A 23,869-nucleotide genomic window follows, 5' to 3' on the forward strand; every position below is an offset into this window, starting at 1 on the left:
CGTGACTTATTTATCACTGCTATTTTTAGTCGTAGCAACCGTAGTATTGGCACTCACTGATAGCTCAGGTATATTGGCCAGTCGCTCAGATTTAGCAAATTTACGCTCTTGTAGCTTCGTCATGACTTGCTGAATGAGTAGCGTCACGAGAGCCAATGCAGCAAGTAAGCTAGATAAGGCAAAAGCGGCGGTAAAGTTATAATCGTTATAAGCAATCTCGACTAATAGCGGCATGGTATTGGTCTCACCGCGAATGTGACCTGATACCACACTGACAGCACCAAACTCACCCATCGCCCGCGCATTGGTCAAAATCAAGCCATATAACAGTGCCCACTTGATATTTGGCAAGGTCACATGCCAAAAAGTCTGCCAACCAGTCGCGCCCAACGTTAAGGCTGCTTGCTCCTCACTGTCGCCTTGGGTCTGCATAAGCGGTATCAGCTCACGTGCCACAAACGGAAAGGTGACAAATAATGTTGCCAAGACAATACCAGGAACGGCGTAAATCACTTGGAAACCCATGCTCTCAAGCCAGCCACCAATGGTAGAGTTAAGCCCGAACAGCAATATGAACATCAGGCCTGCGACCACTGGTGATACCGAAAATGGCAAATCAAGTAACGTAGTGACCAACTGCTTACCTTTAAACTGATAGCGGGTGACCAACCATGCAATCGCGATGCCCATCACCATATTAATCGGCAAGACGATGGCAGCGGTAATTAGTGTCAGTTTGATGGCTTGTAGCGCTTCTGGATCGACCAGTGAAGCAACATACAACTGCCAGCCACCTTTAAAGGCTTCATAGAACACTGCTAGCAAAGGTATTACTAGCATTATCATCATGAACAGTACAGCGATACCGATAAAGGTGCGGCGTATCCATGGCGTATCTTTGGTTGCCGCATTACTTTGGTAGTCGTAGCTATTGGATATTTGCATGTTAGCGAGCTCCTACACGGCGCGACAGCTTCCACTGCACAATATTAATGGTTAATAAAATTACAAACGAGATGAGCAGCATAAATAGCGCGACCGCAGAGGCGCCTTGAATGTCAAACTGCTCAAGCTTACTGATAATAATCAGCGGTAAAATCTCAGACTGCATCGGGATATTGCCCGCGATAAAAATAACTGAGCCATACTCACCCGTCGCACGGGCGAACATCATACCCGCACCCATTAATAGTGCTGGTAGCAGCTCTGGTAATATTACTTTACGGAAGGTGGTGAAACGATTGGCACCCAATACGGCTGCCGCCTCTTCAAACTCAACTGATAGCTCAGCGAGTACTGGCTGCACGGCACGGACGATAAAGGGGAAGCTGACCACGACCAGCGCCAACCAAATACCTATCGGTGTAAAGGCCACTTGAATATCAAATTTGGCAAACCACTGCCCTATTAGACCGTTAGGCGCATACAGAGTGGCAAGCGAGATGCCAGTGACAGCCGTTGGTAAGGCAAATGGTAAATCAACCAAGGCATTGATCAAGGACTTGCCCCAAAACTCATAACGTACCAATACCCAAGCGACCAATGTACCAAACACCATATTGGTGAGCATCGCTAAAAATGACATCCATAAGCTCAGCTTGATAGCAGCAGTCACTTGCGGCTGGCTAATGGTTTCCCAAAATCCCGTCCAGCCCATCTGCGTTGTCGTATATGCCATCATGGCAAACGGCAGCACCACCAATAGCGATAAGCTAAAAACAGTAATGCCCATGCTTAAACCAAACCCTGGCAGCACATTGCGTTGACGCAAACGTGTCAGCCAACCTTTCTTAGGAATGGGTTTGCTGGTAGAAGATGTGGGTGCACTCATAGTGATATCCTGTTGCCCAACTGATGGTACTTATCGTAAGACCATGTTATATCGAACTTATTATTAGTATGCTTACGGTATAAAGGACATAGTGCGTACGACCATGTCCTTTATGGAGTTTCTTATGAATGACTACATCACCTGATTCATAGCAAAGTAATCACCTTTACTAAATGGCTACTCAGTGATCATTCTTGTCTTAATAATTTGCTACTGTGGTGCATTGATGGCCAGTTGGTCAAATACGCCACCATCGCTGAAGTATGTACCCATGATGTCATCCCATGAACCAAAGGCATCATTCGGACGGAACGTTTCAACTGGTGGTAATTTATCACCATTTTTATCAAGCACGCTTTGCACGCTAGGACGTAGATAAAGATCGGCGGCTAACTGTTGAGCAGGCTCGCTCCATAAGTAGTCCAAATAAGCTTTTGCTGCGTCCGTTGTACCTTTTTTATCCGTTACTGATTTGACAATCGCCACTGGGCTTTCTGATTTAATCGAGTATTTTGGATAAACGATATCGACTTGACCAGCGCCGAAATCAGTTGCTGCAAGGTTTGCTTCGTTTTCAAAAGTAACCAAAACGTCACCTATGCCACGCTGAACGAACGTAGTCGTTGCAGCACGTCCACCATTCTCATAAACCTTGACATTTTTGAGCATGTCTTTGACGTAGCCTTTAGCCTTGGTTTCATCTTGATTAAAAGCATGCAGACCATAACCATAAGCACCTAAGAATGCATAACGACCATTCCCCGTCACTTTTGGATTTGCCATCACAATCTCAAGACCGTCTTTGGTCAAATCTTCCCAATCATTAATGCCTTTTGGGTTGCCTTTACGTACCAAAAACACGATGGTGCTGGTAAAAGGTACAGCGTTGTCAGGGAACTTGCTTTCCCAATCTGATTCAACCAAGCCTTTTTTCTCTAATAGCTCAATATCAGACCCTTGGTTCATAGTGGCAACGTCTGCTTGTAGACCGTTAGCGACAGACAGTGCCTGTTTGCTTGAGCCACCATGTGACTGTTTGATTAGGATATTACTGTTTGGGTTTTCAGCTTTGTAATGCTCAACGAATAATGGGTTGTAGTCTTTATAAAAATCACGTGCCACATCATAAGAGACATTTAGCAACTCGATATCTTGAGTGTCTGTTGCTGCGCTACCACTTGCATCTGTCTGCTCGCTGTTGCTACAGCCGACCAGACCCAAAGTTAATGCCACACCGGCAATACTTAGGACGTTCAGTGTTTTACTTTTTTGTTGATAGCGCACAGCGTATGTCATAAATCCCTCAAAGATATCTGTTAAGTAATGCAAGTATGCTAACAGCGCCATCTTATTATGTTTAATGATGAATATGCGTATGTTATTGCCAAAACGGAATAACAAGAACGTAACGTTAAACTTATCAATCAGTTGGCAGAATCCTACTAGAAGAGCCTCGTTTATAGAGACTCAAAAGCGGATACGATTGACGGTATTTTTTATCTGACAGCTGGTAAATTAAGTATGACTTTGTAGATTGCTTTATAGATTATTTTTTTACACTTGCCAGCTGATCGAATCGTCCGCCATCGACAAAGAACGTATCCATAATCTGCGTCCAATCACCAAAGACAGCCACTGGCTCGAAAGTTGCAATTTCAGGCAATGTGTCTTTATGAGCAGCCAGTACTTCTGCATTACTAGGACGCATGTACATCTCTGCCATGAGCTGCTGAGCAGGCACATCCCACAGACCTTGTAAGTAAGCACTTGCGGCATCTGTCTTACCGCTCTTATCCGTAACGCCGGTCACGACCGCCACTGGATTGGCAATTACAATAGAGTAGCTTGGATAAACGATATCGACTTGTCCTTTAGCAAATTCCTTGGCAGCCAAATGTGCTTCATTTTCAGTTGTAATGAGCACATCACCTAGCCCGCGCTGGGTAAAGCTAGTCGTCGCCGCACGCGCACCATTGTCATAAGTGACCACGTTTGCCAATAATTTCTTGATAAAGTCATCGGTTTTGGTAGGCGTTTCCACGCTTTCTTTGAATTGATGCAGACCGTAGCCATAAGCACCTAAAAAGGCATAGCGCGCTGTGCCACTGGTTTTTGGGTTCGGTATGACCACATCGATATCATTGCGTGCCAAGTCTGACCAGTCTTTGATGTTTTTTGGGTTACCGCTACGTACCAATAGCACCATCGTACTGGTATAAGGCACCGCATTATTCGGGAATGCCTGCTTCCAATCAGTGGCTACTAGCCCTTTTTCTACCAGCAGATTCATATCGCTTTCTTGGTTTAAGGTTGCCACATCTGCTTGCAAACCATTGGCAATAGACAGTGCTTGCTTACTTGATCCGCCATGTGACTGATTGACCTTGATCTTGCTACCTGGATGCTCTTTTTGATAACTTGCACTGAATAGAGTGTTGTAGTCTTTATAAAAATCGCGTGATACATCATAGGAGACATTCAATAAGCTAATATCTTGCGAGTCTCCCGCTGTCGATGTGTCTTGCGATGTAGATTCATTAGAGTTACAACCTGCTATGAGCACCGTAACGGCCAGTACGCTACCCACTTTTGAAGTGATATTAGACAATTTTGATTGTATGGCTGATTGCATGATTTTCTTCTTAATAGATGGTTGGGCATTGGCAAAATAGTGGGCACTTTATTATTAATATTGCAGCCCAACGTATTTCGAAAATCACCCGATGGATAATAAAAGATATGCTAGCAGTTTGTGTACCGGACTCTTAGTGACGAATTCGCTTATCGAGTGGTTAACTTGGCATAAGCAATTTTTTCGACTATCTTTAACTAACTGTTTTTACTTGTATTTATGAATTATTGTAATGGTGTGAGTTTCTGGATAAGCCTTCATAGAAAAAGGGACCAAACGATAATCGTCTGATCCCTTTCTTTAAATACCGTCTTTTAGATATCGTTAAATATCGTAGTCAGTCAGATGCTGTTATATAGTCGGTTCAATATAATTTGGATACAAGGAAGGCGAGTGAAAGTACTACAAGTAGTAGACTAGCCAGCCTGACACCGTATCCAATTTATAGAGGATTGACTATACCGCAGAAGCACCGGTCAATTTAACTTCAGCACGCTCTTCTTTTGCGATACCTGCATAGTAATCACGCAATATTTGTAGCACTTCTGGGCGACTAAAGTTCTCTGGTACCACTTCGTCTTCTGATAGTGCTTTACGTAGCTTTGTTCCAGATACTTTGACATGCTCAGAGGCATCATGCGGGCAAGTTTTGTCTGAAGCCATTGCATTACAAGCATTACACCAGAACGTCCAGCCAATTTTCAATGGTTGAGTAATGAGGTCATCTTTACCTACGTGGTCAAAGATGGTCTGCGCATCAAAAGCACCATAATAATCACCAACACCTGCATGATCACGGCCCACAATCAGATGGCTACAGCCATAGTTTTGACGGAATAGCGCATGTAACAACGCTTCGCGTGGGCCTGCGTAGCGCATATCTAGCGGATAACCAGCTTGGATCACAGTATCTTGTCTAAAGTAATTATCAATCAAAGTTTTGATCGCTTCTTGACGGACGTCTGCTGGGATATCACCGGGCTTCAATGCGCCTAATAATGAGTGAATCAATACGCCATCACAAATCTCGATAGCAATCTTGGCAAGATATTCATGTGAGCGGTGCATTGGGTTACGTGTTTGGAATGCCGCAACTGTTTTCCAGCCTTTGGCATCCAATATTTCGCGTGTTTCAGCAGGAGTTTTATAAATCTCTGGATATAGCGTTGGGAACTCACCTTCGCTCAATACTTCTACGCTACCGGCGATATTGACGTCATCTTGACTCAATACTTGCTGTACGCCTGGATGCTCGCTATCAGTCGTCGTAAAGACTTGCTGGCACTCATGGTTTTTATCGATGGTATAGGTTTCTTCTACTGTCAAGATACCCATGACTTCACCATCTTGGGCGACCAATGCAACTTTGTCACCTTGGCTTAAGCTATCTGCAGTGGCTTTAGGTGCTGACAAGGTAATAGGAATCGGCCAAAACAAGCCTGCGTTGTCACCGCTTTGCAAGCGCATGTTGTCAACGACACCTTGCCAATCCGCTTGATTCATAAAGCCGTTAAGTGGCGTAAAGCCACCAATACCAAACATAATCAAATCACCGCGCTCACGAGAGCTCAAGGTAATGGTCGGTAATGTGCTGGCAAGTTGCAATGCTTGATCGCGTGCTTCACCGTTTAACAATAGTGGTTTAAGTACATCGCTGCCATGTGGAGGAACGAGTTGTGATGGCTTTTGATTAGAGATAGTAGATGTCATAGTAATTTTAAAACCTCAATGTATAGAAAAAAGAGTTGAATAACAGCAAGTGAATGGCTTAAAAGGTAACTTTATGAACAAGATGCTAACGATCGTCAGTTAAAATCGTGCATTACCAGATATTAAATTTTAGGGGTTAAATTTGATAAACATAGGCTACCTAACTTTCGTTATGAAAATTTATGCTGTGTTTGGATATGTATATGTCTTAAAGGAATTTATGTTTTGAAGCACAAGCTTATATGATGTAAAGCTGAACGGTACACATTGCGATCGACAACAAAATATATTACACACGCAAATCATTTTCGTCGCTGCTTTTAAGTCTAAAAACAAATTTGAGATTACGTCATGTATCAATATAACTACGCTGACCAAAACTTAGTAGAGGAACGAGTCGCCCAGTTTCGCGACCAAACCGAACGGTTTTTGGCGGGTGAGCTGCCAGAAGAACAGTTTTTGCCACTGCGTTTGCAGAATGGCCTTTATATTCAGCGTTATGCGCCGATGTTACGTATTGCTATTCCTTACGGCCTACTAGCCAGCTATCAACTGCGTAAATTGGCAGAGATTACCCGTAAGTACGATAAGGGTTACGGACACTTCACGACCCGTACCAATATCCAGTTGAATTGGCCAAAACTTGAAGAAGTGCCAGATATTTTGGCAGAGCTGGCATCGGTACAGATGCATGCCATTCAAACCTCGGGTAACTGTATTCGTAACACGACTACCGATCCTTATGCCGGTATTCATCAAGAAGAGATTGCGGATCCACGCCCTTATTGCGAAATTATCCGTCAGTGGTCTACCTTTCATCCTGAATTTGCTTTTTTACCGCGTAAATTTAAGATTGCCGTCGTTGGTACTGCCAATGACCGTGCGGCGACGCAAGTACATGATGTTGGATTGCATGTAAAAACCAATGCCGCAGGCGAGATTGGTTTTGAAGTATTGGTAGGTGGCGGTCTTGGCCGTACGCCAGTGATTGGTAAGGTGATTAACGAATTCTTGCCACGTCAGCATTTGCTTAGCTATTTAGACGCTATTTTGCGCGTTTATAACCTGCATGGTCGCCGTGACAATAAGTACAAAGCGCGTATCAAGATATTGGTCGAGAGCATGGGCGGTCTAGCCTTTGCTAAATTGGTCGACGCTGAGTGGGAAGCCCATACCAAAGACGGTCCACTGACGCTAACCGATGCAAACTTTGACACAGCTATCAGCTTCTTTAGTGAGCCTGATTATGTTGGTTTTGATGCCCTACAAGTACAGTCTGACTTGCAACAGCAACTCAATGCGAATAAAGATTTTGCTGATTGGTATAACCAAAATACAGTCGCGCATAAAATAGCAGGCTATCGCGCGGTAGTGATTTCTCTAAAAGCAGGATTGGTCGACGGAACCTATGTACCATCCGGTGATCTCAGTGAATCACAAATGGACGCTCTAGCTGATCTGTCTGATAAATATAGCTTTGGTGAATTGCGCGGTACTTATCAGCAGAATCTCGTATTCTCTGATGTGCAAACCAATCAGCTATATGAGCTATGGCAACAGCTGTCTGAACTGCATTTAGCACGTGCCAACATAAACACGTTAACCGATATGATTGTTTGCCCAGGTTGGGACTATTGCTCACTCGCCAATGCCACAACTCACAATATCGCTGAGCAAATCGAAAAGCAATTTGATGATCTCGATTACCTTTATGACTTGGGTGAAATTCGCCTAAATATGTCTGGCTGCATGAACGCCTGTGCTCATCACCATACAGGTGATATCGGTATCCTTGGTGTTGATAAAAAGGGTGAACATTGGTATCAAATTAGCCTTGGCGGCAACTCTAGCAACGATGCCAAGGTCGGTAAAATATTGGGTAAAGCAGTACCAGCCGAAGATGTGGCGATTACCCTACAAAAAATACTGGACGTCTATTTAGAGCAGCGCGTCAGCAATGAGAACGACGTAGAAGCCTTTAGTGACTTGGTCAATCGCGTTGGCGTGGCACCTTTTAAGGAGAAGGTCTATGGGTAATCATCACGTATTAAATAGCGATGGTATCGATATCAGTCAGACCGATACGTGGCTAGCGCTCACCACTAATGAGCTGCCAGAAGGCGTTGCCCTAACCCACACATCACTGCTTGAACTATTGCATAAATCAGAAAAAACAGATGTGCTATTGCCGCTTGATGATTTGTTAGACGCTACAGGCAAGATTGCCGGCGGACTATTACAACAAGTACGCGAGTTACTGTCCCAGCATACCAGCCGTACAGGCGTTTGGGTGACATCGGATAGCGATACGGATGTATTGGTTGGCTTGTCAGAGTTTTTATTACAGCAAGACTTAATCGTCATTCATGTGCCGTTGTTTGTCGATGGTCGTGGTTTTAGTTTTGCACAGACGTTGCGCCAAATGGGTTACGAAGGCGAGATTCGCATGGCTGGCAAGTTTGGCCGTGACCAAATCGCTTATCTGCTACGTTCTGGTGCAGATAGCTTTGTGCTCAGTGAGCATGATATGCAATCGATTTCTGATATTGGTCAAGCATTTAACGCGCTTGCCAGTAGCTACGATGGTCGAAACGCTGCTGCATTACCGATGTTTGCTAACGCTTAATTTACCACCCATTATTTATTTAATTTTCACCAAATTTATTGTTAAACCAATCCCATTGTAAGGAATGTATCATGAGTCAATTACACCCAAACCTAGATATCGATCAAGCCAACCAAGAGCTAAACGGTAAGTCGCCAGAAGAGATCGTTTCATGGGCACTAAGCCAAGCTAAAAACCCAATCATTACTACTAACTTTCGTCCTTATGAGTCAGCGATTTTACATCTAGTTGCCAAACAGCATCCAGATATCACTGTATTGTGGGTAGATTCAGGCTATAACACGGATGCGACGTATCAATTTGCTAATAAAGTCATTCGTGATCTCAATCTAAATGTCGTTACTTATATCCCTAAGCAAACCGCTGCACATCGTGACGCGACCATGAATGGTATTCCTGGTATTGATAATCCACAGCATGATGAGTTTACTGACCAAGTAAAACTTGAACCATTCCGCCGTGCGTTAGATGAATTGAAGCCTGATGTGTGGTTCAATGCTATCCGTAAAGATCAAACAGAATTCCGTCAAGGCCTTGACGTGCTTAGCCTATCAAAAGACGGCGTGTTAAAAGTAGCACCTTTATTTGAAAAAACAGATGCTGATCTAGACGTATATCTTGAAGAGCATAACCTGCCAAATGAGTTTGACTACTTTGATCCAACGAAAGTAGAAGAAAGCCGTGAGTGTGGTTTGCATACTCAGCTGTAGATAACGACTAAGTTATTAATGGTATCAAGAAGAAAAAGAAGCGATGATTTCAATATCATCGCTTCTTTTTTGCGTTTAATATAGTCATTCATTAAAGAGTTTTCTCATCAGACGATAGCGCATTGTGCAAATGTTAAACGACTGATTTAGTATTTTTATACAACGTTTTAACGTTTTTTGGTATAACATTACGTTATTCTATGAATTACCTTTGAAGGCTGTGCACCATCACTCCATTAAGCCAACCCTTTAAAACCTAATTATGAACGAAGTTACCCTCTTTGCAGATAATCACGCCCATCGTGTCACTCAAGATTGGTAATAGTTTTACCGCACTCATCAATATGGATACCTGTTATGCCCTCTATACAAAAAAATGACTCACTCTACGAAAAGCTCCATAATAAATTGCCTCCTGTCGGTAAAGCGGCGTCTTTTCTGACTGGTGCCAGTGTCCTCACTGCTAATAGCATCTTCGTTGGTCTACCCATCTGGACGTTGGGTGCTGCGAAAGTATTAACCAAGTCAAAATATGCCGATGACGCACTCATTGCGATTACCAAATATTGGATTAATAGTAATAACGCTGTGATCAATCATGCATTACCTCATAAAGACTGGCGTATTAATATGCCTGATGATCTGAGCGAGGACAAACAATACCTACTCGTGAGCAACCATCAGTCTTGGGTTGATACCAGTATCGTGCAATACATTAGTCAAGATAGATTGCCTTTGACGCGGTTCTTTACTAAGTTTAATTTGATTTATATCCCTGTTATCGGTCAAGCCTTTTATTTCTTAGACTTTCCGATGATGAAGCGATTTTCTTCTAAAGCAATGGCAAAAAATCCAGAACTTAAAAAACAAAACTTAATCGAAGCCAAGCGTGCATGTCGTCAATTAAAAGATAAGCCTTTTGCGCTACTTAATTATCTAGAAGGTACGCGCTTCACTAAAGAAAAACATGACAAGCAAGACTCACCCTATCAGCATTTATTAAAACCACGAGCTGGTGGTCTGTCATTGGCGATCAATGCGTTAGGCGATCAGTTAGATTCCATTTTAGATGTCACAATCGTGTACCCAGATGGCACCCCTGACTATGATGACTTATGGAAAGGTAATATCCGTCGTCTGGGCGTTGATGTAACTCGCCTAAAGATACCTGATGAGCTGTTTACCGCTATTATGGATGGTGGTTACGACCGTGATGAAGCCACAAAAAAGATGATGTTTGATTGGTTAGAAGATATCTGGCAACAAAAAGATGAACGCATGACTAAAATGCTCAGTGAGTTTGAGTAGGTTTTAGCATAAGACTGCATATACTATTGCGAACATTTTATAAACGTTATAGCCAGAGCACTTAAGCATATTGCTTCGGCTATAATATTTTGTCCTTCAGCTATCCTTGCTATATATGGATGTATTTGGTTTGTCTATTCCTTTTCCTATCAAAAAACACTCCTCTCATATCAAAAACGAATATACTAATGCCAATTCACCGCATGAGACGTCGCGCACGATACCTCATAATAGTGGTATATTTTACATTGAATGAATTGCTGGTGATGCTATGAACACTTTTCCATTATTTTTTAAATTAGAAGACCGCAAAGTGCTTATCGTTGGTGGCGGTGACGTGGCGCTACGCAAAGCGGATCTGCTTAGTCGTGCTGGTGCAGCAATCACTATCCTTGCCCCCGTTATTAGTGATGAGATACAAGCCTTGCTCAATGATAGTAAGCATCAGCTCATCTATGAAAATTACAATAACACCTATATGTCAGGCGCCCGGGTCATTATCGCGGCTACTGATGACGAAGCGCTGAATCATCAAATTCATGCTGATGCCACTGCACTAAACATACCAGTCAATGTGGTTGATACGCCGCATTTATGCGATTTTATATTTCCAGCCATTGTTGATCGCAACCCTATTGTGATTGGTATCTCATCTAACGGCAAAGCACCAGTACTAGCACGTTTACTACGTGCCCGCCTTGAGACGTTGATTCCACAAGGTTATGGCAAATTGGCCAAATTGGCCGGCGAGTTCCGTACTGAAGTAAAATCCAAGATTCCTACCTTAACGGGACGTCGCCAGTTTTGGGAACGTGCGTTTGAAGGGAAAGTCAGTGAGCTCATGTTTGCTGGTAATGAAGTTGAAGCCACTGAGCAGCTACAAGCTGATTTAGACAATACTGCTGCTCAGATTGCCAGTGCTATTGAATCACCAACGCATACTACTGTGGTAGACGCTCCTGTAGTCGAACACGAAACCTCTTTGGATGCTACCACTCCAGTTGGCGAGGTTTATATTGTGGGCGCAGGCCCTGGTGATCCAGAACTGCTCACCTTTAAAGCACTACGTCTGATGCAGCAAGCAGATATTGTCTATTATGATGCCTTGGTCTCGCCGCAAGTCTTAGACTTGTGCCGCCGTGATGCGGACAAAGTGTTTGTTGGTAAAAAACGTAGCAACCATGCTGTTGCTCAGCTTGGTATCAATGAGCTATTGGTCAATAGTGCCAAAGAAGGTCGCCGTGTGGTTCGTTTAAAAGGTGGTGATCCGTTTATCTTTGGGCGCGGCGGTGAAGAGATTGAAAGCTTGCGGGCACATGGCGTTCCTTATCAAGTCGTGCCAGGCATTACTGCTGCCAATGCAGCGGCCAGCTATGCAGGTATTCCACTTACCCACCGTGATCACTCGCAATCGGTACGCTTCGTCACTGGATTTTTAAAGGCTGGTGCACCAAACAGTAACTTTAAGAGCTTTTTGAATACTGATGAGACGGTTGTTTTCTATATGGGTCTGCACTCTTTGCCTCGTTTGACCGAAGGCTTAATTGATGCTGGACGAGCTGATAGTACTCCTATTGCCATCGTATCCAATGCCAGTATGCCCAATCAGCAAGTATTAACCGGCACACTTGCCAATATCGTTGAGTTGCAAGAGCAAAACCAACTACCAACGCCTGCGCTACTTATCATGGGAGATGTCGTCGCCCTGCATGATAATTTGGCTTGGTACAACTTACAAAATCAGCAGCACAATCAAAACAGTGATGATCTAGCAAAGAACTGGTTGCGCGAAGGGTCAAGAGGTAAAGTAGAAAAACAACTGATAGATCAACAAGCACATGCGCTCTCTATGATATCCAGTTTGGCTACGCAGCAAGAGGAAGGTTTAGAACAACTGATTATTGATTAATTTTTAGTATTAACTTTCAACAATAAAGAGCTCTATCGATAATAATATATTGGTAGGGCTCTTTTTTCACGCATTCCAACAGCGCAAACCACAACAAATCTTGCTAGAATGACAGCTTCCCATTAACTGTCTTTAAGTGCAATTATGTCTACACCTGCCACTTCCAATTCAATGCCCGCTCGACCATTAACCATCCTACATACCTCAGATTGGCATTTGGGTCGTAGGCTCTATGGTCGAATGCGCTATGAGGAATTCGAGGCGTTTTTGAGCTGGCTTGAAGAGGCGATTAGCGCGCAAAAAGTCGATGTATTAATCGTTGCTGGTGATATCTTTGATACCATGACGCCAAGTAACAGAGCCCAAGCATTGTATTTTGAGTTTTTAGGTAGAGTATCCAAGTCATGCTGTCAGCACGTGGTGATAGTCGCAGGCAATCACGACTCCCCTACTTTTTTAGATGCACCCAGTCAGGTACTTAAGTTCTTAAACGTTCATGTGATTGGCACTGCTTGTGACGATTTAAACAACGAAGTATTGGTTTTGGATGATGCAGATGGCACGCCGCATTGCATTATCGCCGCCGTTCCTTACTTGCGTGACCGCGATGTGCGTAGTAGTAGCGCTGGCGAGTCTGCAGATAGTAAAGATGCCAATGTCATAAAAGGTATTCGTGCACACTACGATGAAGTGGCTAGCATTGCCAAATCCAAACAATCTGAACTTATTGAAGTGCATCAGCAATATATTCCTATCATCGCCACAGGGCATCTATTTGCAGCTGGGGGTACCACGACCGATGATGACGGCGTACGTGAGCTTTATGTCGGCTCACTGGGTAAAATATCTGCTGATATGTTCGATGAAAGCTTTGATTACGTTGCGCTTGGTCATTTGCACGTACCGCAGCGGGTCGGTGGTCGTGAGCATATACGCTATTCAGGCTCACCCATAGCTATGGGCTTTGGTGAGGCCAAGCAGCAAAAACAAGTATTGCTAGTAAAGTTTGGTGCTGCAGATAATGTCGTATCAGATCTAGACGTTACCTCTAATGGTCATATTCCTAAGCTTATCAATACAGCTTCTCATGTTAAAACGACCAAGATAGAAAAAACCGTTAAAAAAGTGGCTACTCAGGCAGAGTCTTTTATGGATGACTTGTTTGGTTTTGAAGAGCCATCAGCCAATGATAATAATGAGGTGGCAGAAACTGATATCACAGAGAACCCTCCTACTCAGCAAGACCTAGATAATCAATCAGTACCTACTCATGCTGATACTAACAATAAAATACTGCTTCGCGATAATTTAAGTCAGATGCAAGTAGTCTCCTTACCCATTCCAAAATTTCAGAAATTGGCACAAGTCTCAGGTGATCTAGCTACTATTTCAGAAACCATTAGATCTATTGATCCAACTGAGTCCATTTGGTTAGAGGTTGTTTATACTGGAAATGAGATTATAAGTGGACTAAAAGAACAAGTTAATGAGATGGTAGAAAACTTGTCGCTTGAAGTGCTGATAACAAAAAATGCTAGCTCCTATAATAAAGTCCTTAACCAACAGCAAACCTCTGAGACGTTACAAGACTTAAATGAAGAAGAGGTATTTGAGCGTTGCTTGACTGCCCATAGTATTCCTGATGAGCAAAAATCAACGTTAAGAGATGCATACGATCAAATCGTTTATAACCTACGCTATGCAGATAGCCATGCCGAATAATATAAGTTATTCGATATAATTATTAATTGCTAATAACTGATACCTTTACCTTTATCAGCTTTCAACACTGCCCTATACAAATAAGACTTGCCCATGCGACTAATTGAACTGCGACTCAAAAACTTAAATTCCCTAAAAGGCGAATGGCACATTGATTTTAGTGACCCCGCTTTTCTCAATGAGGGCATTTTTGCTATTACTGGGCAAACAGGTGCTGGCAAGACCACCATACTGGATGCCGTTTGCTTAGCGCTATACAGTCAAACGCCAAGATTGGGTGATATTACGGGTTCAACGAACGAGATAATGACCCAAGGTACGGGCGAGTGCTCAGCAGAAGTTATCATTGAAATAAATTCCAAACGCTATCTATGCTATTGGTACCAACACCGTGCCCACAAAAAAGCCAAGGGCAACTTATTACCGATTAAGCATGAGATTACTGATGTTAAAACAGGCACTATTTTAGAAGAGAAAAAATCTAAAACATCCGCCTATATCCAAGACCTAATCGGCATGGATTTCAATCAATTTACCCGTTCCATCATGTTGGCACAAGGCAGTTTTGCCGCATTTTTGAAGTCTGATATTGGTGATAGAGCCGCCATTTTAGAAAAAATAACGGGTACGGCTATCTATGCCAAAATATCGTTAAACGTGCATGAGAAAAAACGCTCTGAGGAAGAAGTGCTTGGCAAGTTACTAGCAGGCGTTAATAGCTTATCCCTATTAAATATTGAAGATGAAAGACGACTGGCTGCAGAATTAGAAACTCTGAATCAGCAGCAAATCAAACAACGACAAACATTCAAAACCTTGAGTGAACAACTACAGTGGTTGGATAGTGTCTATCAACTACAACAGAACCTCTCGGTTTATCAGACTGAATTTGCAACAGCGCAACAGATACAGAAAGACTTTATCCCAGAAGCACAACGCTTAGATATTGCGACTAAAGCTTTAGAAATTGATAGCCAGTTTCGCGCGCTGTGCTATAGCCGAGAGATGGTCAGTAGGTTGGATGCCGAGCAACAAGCATTGATTAGTAAAATTCCGACACAGCAAGAAGCGCTTAGGCAAGCTTCTAGTCATCTAAATGAGGCAAATACTTTTGAAAAGAACGCCACGGATAACTTACAAACTGCTTTACCCATTATTAAGAAGGTGCGTGAATTAGATGCTGATATAAAACAGCAAGTACATGCTTTAGAAAATGATAACCAACGTAAAGTCGTACTGGTGAATAATACTCAACAATTACGTCAAGAAATAGCTAGCCATAAGCAAACAGAGCAAGATACTAAGGCTCAGTTTGACAGTATCGAAAAATACTTTCATGACTATCCAGAGGTAAACGATCTCGATACAGATATGGCAACCTTTGACAGCAGCTGTAGCCGATTAAAGGCATTGCTAGAAGACAATGTGCGCTTAGCTGCCGATAAACGAACACATGGTCATCAAGCCAGCCAGCTACAAGCAAGTTTCGATCAACTGTCTAAGCAGCAAGACGCCGATACCTCATTAATAATACAACAGCGTGAGCAACTTGCCAGCTTACAGCAACAGCAAGCAGCACTCATCCAAAAAAAATCGCTGGCTAGTATGCGCCGTGATCAAGAACATGTTGATCAAATTAATAACCAAACTGAGCAGGCTCGCTTCAAGTTACAACGACTGTCCGAACTGACTAGCCAAATAAAAAGAACCACGCTTTCGCTACCAGCACTTAGCCAAGCGTTAACGACTTTAGAAGAGATAATCACCAGTCATCAATCAGACATTCAAAATACCAAGCTCAAACGCCAAGATAAACAAGAGCATCTGAATCTATTACAGAAAGTCGCTAAGCTTGAAGACTATATAACAGAACTGCAAGACGGATCGCCCTGCCCGCTTTGTGGTGCTCATGAACATCCTTATGGTAAACACCATCCGTTATTAGACAATCATATCGATGACAATGCCGACCAAAGCCAACTGTCTAAAACACAAAAGATTCAGCAGGAAATGGATACACTAGAAACTGTTATAGACAATCTTGAGCAGACGGTATCAAAACACCGTCTTGAACATGCTACAAAGAAAGAAACGCTTAATAATCAACAACAGCAATTAGTGCCGTTACAGCAAGAGACAGAGACCTTATCTACTGATATTCAGGTTTATCTGGCCTCATTATTCGATGATAAAAATAATTACTCTGAATCCATTGCAGCGACCATTCACCCACTGACTCAGGTTACGGATAACATCAATGATGAGATTGACGTAGATAGCTCTCTATCTCTATTGGATGCCGCCAAACACAATCTGATTGATTACAAGCAGTCTCTACAAACCATGATGGGCCAATACGATGTGCTGACACAACGTATGGCACATATTAGTACTACAATCGAAACCGATGAAAAGCGGCAACAAGTACTTATTCGCGACATCAGTAATTTAGCAACTGATATTAAGCTTAATACACAGAAAATTGAGAGTATTGAAGAAAGTATCGCTGCCAACTTCTCTGAATTAGCACCTATTATGACCACTGTTTCAGCTCTAGCGCATAAATACCCTATAGAGAACCATAAAGAGTATTTATCTGTAGCTGTTAATACAGCAGACATCAATGGTGCACTCAAGCAACTGAATGATAGTGTTACTGAGCAGACTGTAATAGACAACTCAGACTATGACCTTCATATTGAAAGATTGCGTCAACAGCGTGGTGCCCTAAGTCAGTTAAAGCAATATTGCCATAGCCAAAAAAACAAACAACAGCAGCTAACCAATACGATAAGCGGCTTAACAGCACAGATTGAAGCCAAGCAAGCACAGCTTACCAATGACGAAAAATCGCTCGAAGAACTAGAACGCTCAGTTACTAATAAAATCCATACTATCGAGCAATTAAAGCAAGACAGAAAAGAGATTTTCGCAGATAAAGAGGTAGATGCTGAGGAGACTCAATTACGAGGTTTGGTGGATAAGGCTCAAACTAGTAAGATCATGGCACAAAGGCAACTAGATACCATTCAGCAGGTATTAGAGCAATTAAAGGTTAGACAGCAGCAGCTAGCAACAGAGCTACAATCTGCAACTGGTACGCTTAATACACAACAAAGTGAGTTTACTGATTTACTATCAGAATCACAGTTCGCCGACGAAACTGCTTTTGTCAGTGCACGCCTGCCTAAGCAAGAGCGTGAAGCACTACACATACATAAATCAGCTATAGATAATGCCTTGCAACAGGTGAAGTCACAGCTAGATAGTACTCAGCAATTATTAGCGCAAAAACTTGCTGCGCCTATGACAGATAAGGATAGAGAAACGCTTGCTGGCGAGTATCATCAAATACAGACAGATATTGATCAACTAAGTCAGCAGATAGGTGCAATTGATCAAAAGCTGAAAGACAACGACAATCAAAAAGGCGAACAAGTAGCGCAACTCGTGGCTATCGACGAGCAAAAGCAAAAGCTACAAGTTTGGCAGCAGCTACATACGCTAATTGGGTCAGCTGATGGTAAAAAATATCGTACCTTTGCCCAAGGATTAACGTTTGAAGTTATGATTAGTCATGCTAATACGCAACTGCAAAAGATGAGTGATCGTTACCTACTCATCCATGACGATCACAATCCGCTTGAGCTCAATGTGATTGATAACTATCAGGGTGGCGATGTTCGTAGTACTAAAAACCTTTCTGGTGGCGAAGGCTTTATCATTAGTTTGGCACTTGCGTTAGGGTTATCACAAATGGCCAGTCACAATATTCGTGTGGATTCTTTATTTTTGGACGAAGGCTTCGGCACACTGGATGAAGAGTCACTTGATATCGCTCTTGATACGTTGACAAGCTTGCAACAGGAAGGCAAATTGATTGGTATTATCTCTCACGTGCAGGCACTAAAAGACCGTATCTTGACCCAAATTAAGGTCGAAAAACTCTCTGGCGGCTTCAGCCAAATTAGCGGTCAAGGGTGTCGTAAAGTTGTTAGTGAAAAAGCCTCTTAAATCTGATTTTTCATAATAGAGTTTCTGTAATCAAGAGCTAAATACTCTGATTCTTGTTTGATTAGATAATAAAAAACCACCGTTAATGAATAACGGTGGTTTTTTTGAAACAGTATTTTATTTGGTTAGTGACTTATTCAATCACTCATTAGGTATTTACTTAGTAACTAAACCACTCAATTCACTCATCAACACGGATAGTGTCGACAGGCTGATTTGACTGTCTGCATCATTAGCATGAAGCTGATCTAACTTGCTCATCTCTGATGTGACAGACTCTAGATGGTCTAAATGACGTGAGCGCCACTCGCCAAACGCTTGTTTCGCATCCGGTTTAGATAATATGGCATCCATTAACAGACGCAAGCTACGTGACAGCTCATTCATCAATGCATGGCGTGCGCGACGATCCCAGTAATCTTGCTGTGGTAAGGTGGCGATATTGTCCATCATCCAGTCTAACTGCAAGACATGGTAGGCTTCAAAGTATAGTGTTGCAATCTCATCAACAGGACGCTCATACAGCTCTGCTAACAGCGCGGCATCGAGGGCATCCACATGATAAGGTAACATAGCAAACAACGCAGCATCGCTATTAGACAGGTCTTCCTGCATTAAGCTAGTCGTATCTTCTTGCAAGTACGCTGCAAATTGCTGCTCAATGAAACCACCTGGTTTTGTTAGCTTTTCAACGCTATCGCTAAAGCGGCTAATCATATCAGCGACTTGCAAGTCTTGACCAAAGGCATTGATAAACCAAACGACACCGCTCTCAAGTGCATCACGCAGACGTAGCTCGAGATTTAACAGTAACGTAGCATCGACTTGATTGTCCAACGACTCAAGCGTTTTCCAAGCTTTTGACACATCAAAGACATCACGGCTAATCGCATAGCCACGCACGATGGTGGCTAGTGATTGATCAGTCTCTTCGAACAGACGGAACAGTGCTTCGATACCCAAACGGTTGACCACGCTATTGGTCAGATAAGTACTGATAATCTCACGATGTAAGCGATGCTCTGTCATTTCATTAAAGAAGCGTGACGCTAGCTCATCAGGGAAGTACTTACGTAGCTCGTTGATGAAGTATGGGTCATCTGGCAAATCAGAGGACAACAAGTTGTCATATACCCACATCTTACCGTAAGCCATCACGACGGCTAACTCAGGATTGGTCAGGCCAGCATTCGCTTTTTGGCGTTTGGTAATCTCTTCATCTGATGGTAGATATTCGATTGCACGGTCGAGACGTCCCTCGCCTTCTAGCATTTGAATAAAGCGCTGATGATCGCTTAGATTAGCTGATGCACGAATGTGACTCAGTTCAATTGCTTGAGGCTGGAGGTAGTTTTGGCGCAGTACCAACTCTGCCACGTTATCGGTCATGCTCTCTAGCAGCTCATTACGCTGTTTTAAGGTCATATCGCCTTGCTCAACCACTTTGCCCAATAAGATTTTGATATTGACTTCGTGATCTGAACAATTGACGCCGCCTGAGTTATCGATAGCATCAGTATAGACTCGACCACCCGTTTGTGCGTATTCAATACGGCCTTGCTGCGTGAATCCTAAGTTACCGCCTTCACCAATCACCGCACAACGAAGCTCGTTGCCGTCGATACGCAGTGAGTCATTCGCACGGTCACCGACATCCGCATGTGTCTCATTAGCGCTTTTGACATAAGTACCAATACCGCCGTTCCAGAGGAGATCAACAGGCGATTTCAATAACGCACTAATTAAATCATTAGGTGCGAGACTGTCTTCATTGATATCGAAGACTGCTTTCATCTCTGCACTGATAGCGATTTTTTTGTCTTGGCGTGAGAATATACCACCACCTTGACTTATTAATGAGGTTTCATAATCTGCCCATGATGATCGTGGTAATTCAAACAAACGTGCGCGCTCGGCATAAGAGGCAGCAGTGTCTGGATTAGGATCAATGAAGATATGCAGATGATTAAAGGCAGCGACCAGCTTGGTATGGGTTGAGAGCAGCATACCGTTACCGAATACATCACCACTCATATCACCAATACCGACGACAGTGAAGTCATCACGGTTTTGGATGTCCATACCGCGCATACGGAAGTGACGTTTGACCGACTCCCAACCACCACGGGCAGTGATACCCATGGCTTTATGGTCATAACCTACTGAGCCACCTGAAGCAAAGGCATCATCGAGCCAAAAGTTGTACTCTGCTGCTAAGGCATTGGCAATATCAGAGAAAGTCGCTGTACCTTTATCCGCAGCAACAACCAAGTATGGATCATCTTCATCATGTCTGACCGTATTGGCTGGCGGGACAATCACGCCGTCTACGATGTTGTCTGTGACATCGAGCATACCGCGCAAGAACGTCTGATAACAAGCGATACCTTCCGCTTGGAACGCTTCACGACCATCCGCCATGGTTTTGGTTTTGACGATGAATCCGCCTTTTGAACCAACAGGCACAATCACTGCGTTTTTTACCATCTGTGCTTTGACTAGGCCCAGTACTTCGGTACGGAAATCTTCCATACGATCTGACCATCGCAAACCACCACGGGCAACCTTGCCACCACGTAAATGCACGGCCTCAACACGTGGTGAGTACACAAATATCTCAAACATCGGTTTAGGTTTAGGCAAGTTAGGAATGTCTGCTGCCAAAAACTTAAACGACAAACGATCTTTACGCTGACCATCGGTATCGATCTGGTAGAAGTTGGTACGTACCATCGCGTTAATTAAATCCAAGTACCAACGCAGGATACGGTCTTCATCTAGACTATCGACATCTGCTAGCGCAGCAACGATACGTTCTTGAATTTTTGCAGTTTTTTCTGTGCGTTCAGTTTCACTATACTGAGGATTCATGCGAGCATCGAACAGATTGCCGAGTGCCACACTGATATCACTGTTTTTTACCACAGTCTGCTGGATGTAGTTACTAGAGAACGGTGCTCGAGCTTGCATCATATAGCGTGACAGTGCTCGTAATAACACCACATCATAAGTATCTAGATTGGTCGTCAGTACCAGCTCGTTAAACGAGTCACTTTCAACTTTTCCGGCCCAAATCTGCTTGAGACTGTCTTCGAACTGACCGCGCACCACTTGCATGTTGACGGTATCGACATGTTCTAAGGTTAGCTCATACTCTTGCATCCAGATAGGCTGCTCTGGCAGATCAAACTCATAGGTTTGTGCTGAGATAACTGACACACCAAAGTTTTCTAGCATTGGCAGGACTTTTGACAAGATAACAGGCTGCTCACGACCATAGAGTTTTAGATGCAACTGATTGCTTGCATCGCCCGTTGATTGGTATAAATGCCAAATCATTGGTTGCTCTGCGGTCAATCCAGCCAAGCGTTTGGTATCTTCAACCGCTGTACGTGCATCGAAACGCTCTTGATACGCAGCAGGGATATAGTTCAAAAAGCGACGGTTCAGGGCATTGGCTTGCTGCTCACCAACATTATCAAGCAATACTTTCTGATAGTCATCACTCCATGACTCCATCAATGCTGACAACTTGGCTTCTAGCGCTGTCGTATTGACGTCGTTTACTTGACCAGGCACTGTGCGTACATGGACATGCACACGAGCATGTGCAGATTCATTGAACTCAGTGGTAAATCCTGATGAGGTTCCACCATAGGCATCTTTTAGCACATTTTGTACTTTGATACGCAGCTCGGTGTTGAACTTATCACGTGGGATATAGACTAAGCACGAGACAAAACGCTGATAATGATCAATACGGCTGAATAGACGTAGGCTCTTTTTGTCTTGTAATTGACTGATACCAGATACGATTGGATACAGCTCTTCGACGCTGGCTTGAAACAAGTCATCACGTGGCAACGTGTTAATCACATGCATCATTTTATGATGGGCATGACCGTCACGTGGCAACTCTGCCATGGCCATAATCTTATTGGCTTTTTCACGTAATAGCGGTATTTGCTGTACAGTCAGCTGGTACGCTTGTGAGGTCAATAAACCGATGAATCGATATTCACCAACCAGCTTACCGTTGTCATCAAACTTATGAATACCCAAAAAGTCCATATATACTGGGCGATGTACAGGAGATACGCGGCTTGATTTTGATAGCATCAATACGCGTGGCTCAGTCAATAATTGCTTCAATACTTTAGGCAATTGACTAAAGCTTTCTGACAATTTGTCTTCTTCAGCACCGCGCAGTAAACCAAGACCACTATTGCCAATGGCAAATAAATCCAAGTCCACAGAATCGGTATCAACTTCAACAGATTGTCCACCCTCTAGGCGGTATTCGCGATAACCCAAGAATATAAAATGATCGTCTAATACCCAATCTAAAAACGCTTGAATCTCTTGCTGTGAATAAAACACTTCTGGCAATGGTTTTGTAGACAGCTCTGCTTTAATATCGGTCAGCTTCGAGCGCATTTGTGTCCAGTCGCCAACGACTGTATCTAGCGTATCGATTTTAGCCAACAGCATTTGTTGTAGCGCGTCCAAATCTTCGTCATCTTGATAAGCAATCTCGCAATGAATCAAAGACAGATGTGAAATGGCACTTTCATGTGCGCCTTCAATATGCGTAATATCGCCATCATCATTACGATCAACGCTAATAATGATATTGTAAGTACGATGTACATCGATACCTGCCGCTTCAAGACTCATCAGAATCGTATCGACTAAGAAAGATCGGTCATACGCCACAATTTGGATGACTGTGTGCGAACTGTGAAAATGCTGCTCTTCCGCTTTAGGATTGAGCACAGTTAGTTGTGGACTACTGCGATCATAGGCCTTGAGCAAAGTGAAATGATGTAGTGCCATGCCCGCCAAATCAGCATTGCTGATGACTTTTGCCGTTTCTTGATGGAGCGGCTGGTAATAGCTATGAATAAAATGGTCAAACAATGACTTATCTTTTTGTACATAACTGGTCGCAATATCGCTTATCTGACTAATCCGCTCTGTTGCGATACTAAGAGAGTTTGGCATGTTCTTTATCCTTTTTTATAGATCTGGTCTATCTATTATTTATTTGAGTTTATTAATGAGTAACATCACTGGCAGCGCATGAATATATTGAATACTATTGATGCCGCGAGGCAGTATAGCCATTTGTACAAATTATTCTAATTTTTTCTTACTTTTTTAAGTTTTTCTCCTATATTTACTACTATATTTTGCTGACATGCAGCAATCAGGATATAACGCCATTAATCTAGTGAAGTGTAACGCAACTAGGGCGCTAGCTGAAGCGTGCAACATCATTTCATGAATCAGCAACATGTCGATAACATTTGCTAATGAGATAAAATGCACTTTTGCTAGTCTTTGTTATTGATTGGCTGCTGGCATGTGATACTCATGGTAATCAGTACGACTTTTTTGTTAGAAT

13 protein-coding genes are annotated in these 23,869 nt (G+C 43.0%); 7 read left to right on the forward strand and 6 right to left on the reverse strand.

Annotation, left to right across the window (positions count from 1 at the left end; genetic code table 11):
• Window positions 1-6 precede the first annotated feature (6 nt).
• From cysW to sat, 5 genes are all read right to left on the reverse strand, one after another.
• Window positions 7-945, reverse strand: coding sequence for a sulfate ABC transporter permease subunit CysW (cysW, locus tag IPZ60_RS04010; protein WP_194196573.1), 939 nt, complete (start codon window positions 943-945; stop codon window positions 7-9).
• Window position 946: 1 nt separating this feature from the next.
• Window positions 947-1,831: a sulfate ABC transporter permease subunit CysT gene (gene cysT, locus IPZ60_RS04015; RefSeq protein WP_194196574.1), complete on the reverse strand. Its 885-nt coding sequence runs from the start codon at window positions 1,829-1,831 to the stop codon at window positions 947-949.
• Window positions 1,832-2,041: 210 nt separating this feature from the next.
• The gene (locus IPZ60_RS04020; RefSeq protein WP_194196575.1) at window positions 2,042-3,127 is read right to left on the reverse strand and encodes a sulfate ABC transporter substrate-binding protein; all 1,086 of its coding nucleotides are present in this window, start codon (window positions 3,125-3,127) and stop codon (window positions 2,042-2,044) included.
• 250 nt (window positions 3,128-3,377) lie between these two features.
• Entirely contained in the window at window positions 3,378-4,463 is a 1,086-nt protein-coding gene (locus IPZ60_RS04025; protein ID WP_194196576.1) for a sulfate ABC transporter substrate-binding protein, read from the reverse strand.
• Between the two features lie 456 nt (window positions 4,464-4,919).
• Window positions 4,920-6,173 carry a sulfate adenylyltransferase gene (gene sat, locus IPZ60_RS04030; RefSeq protein ID WP_194196577.1) on the reverse strand — a complete coding sequence of 418 codons (1,254 nt, stop codon included), beginning with the start codon at window positions 6,171-6,173 and terminating at the stop codon, window positions 4,920-4,922.
• 351 nt (window positions 6,174-6,524) lie between these two features.
• On the opposite strand from sat, the gene IPZ60_RS04035 reads away from it, so the two are divergent.
• The 7 genes from IPZ60_RS04035 (at window position 6,525) to IPZ60_RS04065 (ending at window position 18,462) form a co-directional block, all read left to right on the forward strand.
• Entirely contained in the window at window positions 6,525-8,210 is a 1,686-nt protein-coding gene (locus tag IPZ60_RS04035) for a nitrite/sulfite reductase (RefSeq protein WP_194196578.1), read from the forward strand.
• On the forward strand, window positions 8,203-8,799 hold the full coding sequence (locus tag IPZ60_RS04040; RefSeq protein WP_194196579.1) for a DUF934 domain-containing protein: 597 nt from the start codon (window positions 8,203-8,205) through the stop codon (window positions 8,797-8,799). The genes IPZ60_RS04035 and IPZ60_RS04040 overlap by 8 nt, the downstream gene beginning before the upstream one ends.
• Window positions 8,800-8,870: 71 nt before the next feature.
• Entirely contained in the window at window positions 8,871-9,509 is a 639-nt protein-coding gene (locus tag IPZ60_RS04045; protein WP_194196580.1) for a phosphoadenosine phosphosulfate reductase family protein, read from the forward strand.
• Window positions 9,510-9,866: 357 nt separating this feature from the next.
• Window positions 9,867-10,817: an acetyltransferase gene (locus tag IPZ60_RS04050; RefSeq protein WP_194196581.1), complete on the forward strand. Its 951-nt coding sequence runs from the start codon at window positions 9,867-9,869 to the stop codon at window positions 10,815-10,817.
• Window positions 10,818-11,088: 271 nt separating this feature from the next.
• A complete protein-coding gene (gene cysG / locus IPZ60_RS04055) occupies window positions 11,089-12,726 on the forward strand; it encodes a siroheme synthase CysG (RefSeq protein ID WP_194196582.1) in 1,638 nt (545 codons plus the stop codon).
• Window positions 12,727-12,870: 144 nt separating this feature from the next.
• Complete coding sequence (locus IPZ60_RS04060; protein ID WP_227669214.1) at window positions 12,871-14,448, forward strand: exonuclease SbcCD subunit D C-terminal domain-containing protein; 1,578 nt, start codon at window positions 12,871-12,873, stop codon at window positions 14,446-14,448.
• A 93-nt stretch (window positions 14,449-14,541) separates the two neighbouring features.
• On the forward strand, window positions 14,542-18,462 hold the full coding sequence (locus tag IPZ60_RS04065; protein ID WP_194196583.1) for an AAA family ATPase: 3,921 nt from the start codon (window positions 14,542-14,544) through the stop codon (window positions 18,460-18,462).
• 156 nt (window positions 18,463-18,618) lie between these two features.
• Here the strand turns inward: IPZ60_RS04065 and IPZ60_RS04070 are convergent, their stop codons facing one another.
• Window positions 18,619-23,466 (reverse strand): NAD-glutamate dehydrogenase, encoded by a 4,848-nt coding sequence (locus IPZ60_RS04070; protein ID WP_194196584.1) that lies wholly within the window; start codon window positions 23,464-23,466, stop codon window positions 18,619-18,621.
• Window positions 23,467-23,869: the final 403 nt, after the last annotated feature.

This window comes from Psychrobacter sp. NG25, assembly GCF_015234355.1.
Classification (GTDB): domain Bacteria; phylum Pseudomonadota; class Gammaproteobacteria; order Pseudomonadales; family Moraxellaceae; genus Psychrobacter.

Coding starts and splice junctions, on each gene's coding strand:
- cysW (WP_194196573.1), bottom strand. CDS start 945: ATGCAAATATCCAATAGCTACGACTACCAAAGTAATGCGGCAACCAAA.
- cysT (WP_194196574.1), bottom strand. CDS start 1,831: ATGAGTGCACCCACATCTTCTACCAGCAAACCCATTCCTAAGAAAGGT.
- IPZ60_RS04020 (WP_194196575.1), bottom strand. CDS start 3,127: ATGACATACGCTGTGCGCTATCAACAAAAAAGTAAAACACTGAACGTC.
- IPZ60_RS04025 (WP_194196576.1), bottom strand. CDS start 4,463: ATGCAATCAGCCATACAATCAAAATTGTCTAATATCACTTCAAAAGTG.
- sat (WP_194196577.1), bottom strand. CDS start 6,173: ATGACATCTACTATCTCTAATCAAAAGCCATCACAACTCGTTCCTCCA.
- IPZ60_RS04035 (WP_194196578.1), top strand. CDS start 6,525: ATGTATCAATATAACTACGCTGACCAAAACTTAGTAGAGGAACGAGTC.
- IPZ60_RS04040 (WP_194196579.1), top strand. CDS start 8,203: ATGGGTAATCATCACGTATTAAATAGCGATGGTATCGATATCAGTCAG.
- IPZ60_RS04045 (WP_194196580.1), top strand. CDS start 8,871: ATGAGTCAATTACACCCAAACCTAGATATCGATCAAGCCAACCAAGAG.
- IPZ60_RS04050 (WP_194196581.1), top strand. CDS start 9,867: ATGCCCTCTATACAAAAAAATGACTCACTCTACGAAAAGCTCCATAAT.
- cysG (WP_194196582.1), top strand. CDS start 11,089: ATGAACACTTTTCCATTATTTTTTAAATTAGAAGACCGCAAAGTGCTT.
- IPZ60_RS04060 (WP_227669214.1), top strand. CDS start 12,871: ATGTCTACACCTGCCACTTCCAATTCAATGCCCGCTCGACCATTAACC.
- IPZ60_RS04065 (WP_194196583.1), top strand. CDS start 14,542: ATGCGACTAATTGAACTGCGACTCAAAAACTTAAATTCCCTAAAAGGC.
- IPZ60_RS04070 (WP_194196584.1), bottom strand. CDS start 23,466: ATGCCAAACTCTCTTAGTATCGCAACAGAGCGGATTAGTCAGATAAGC.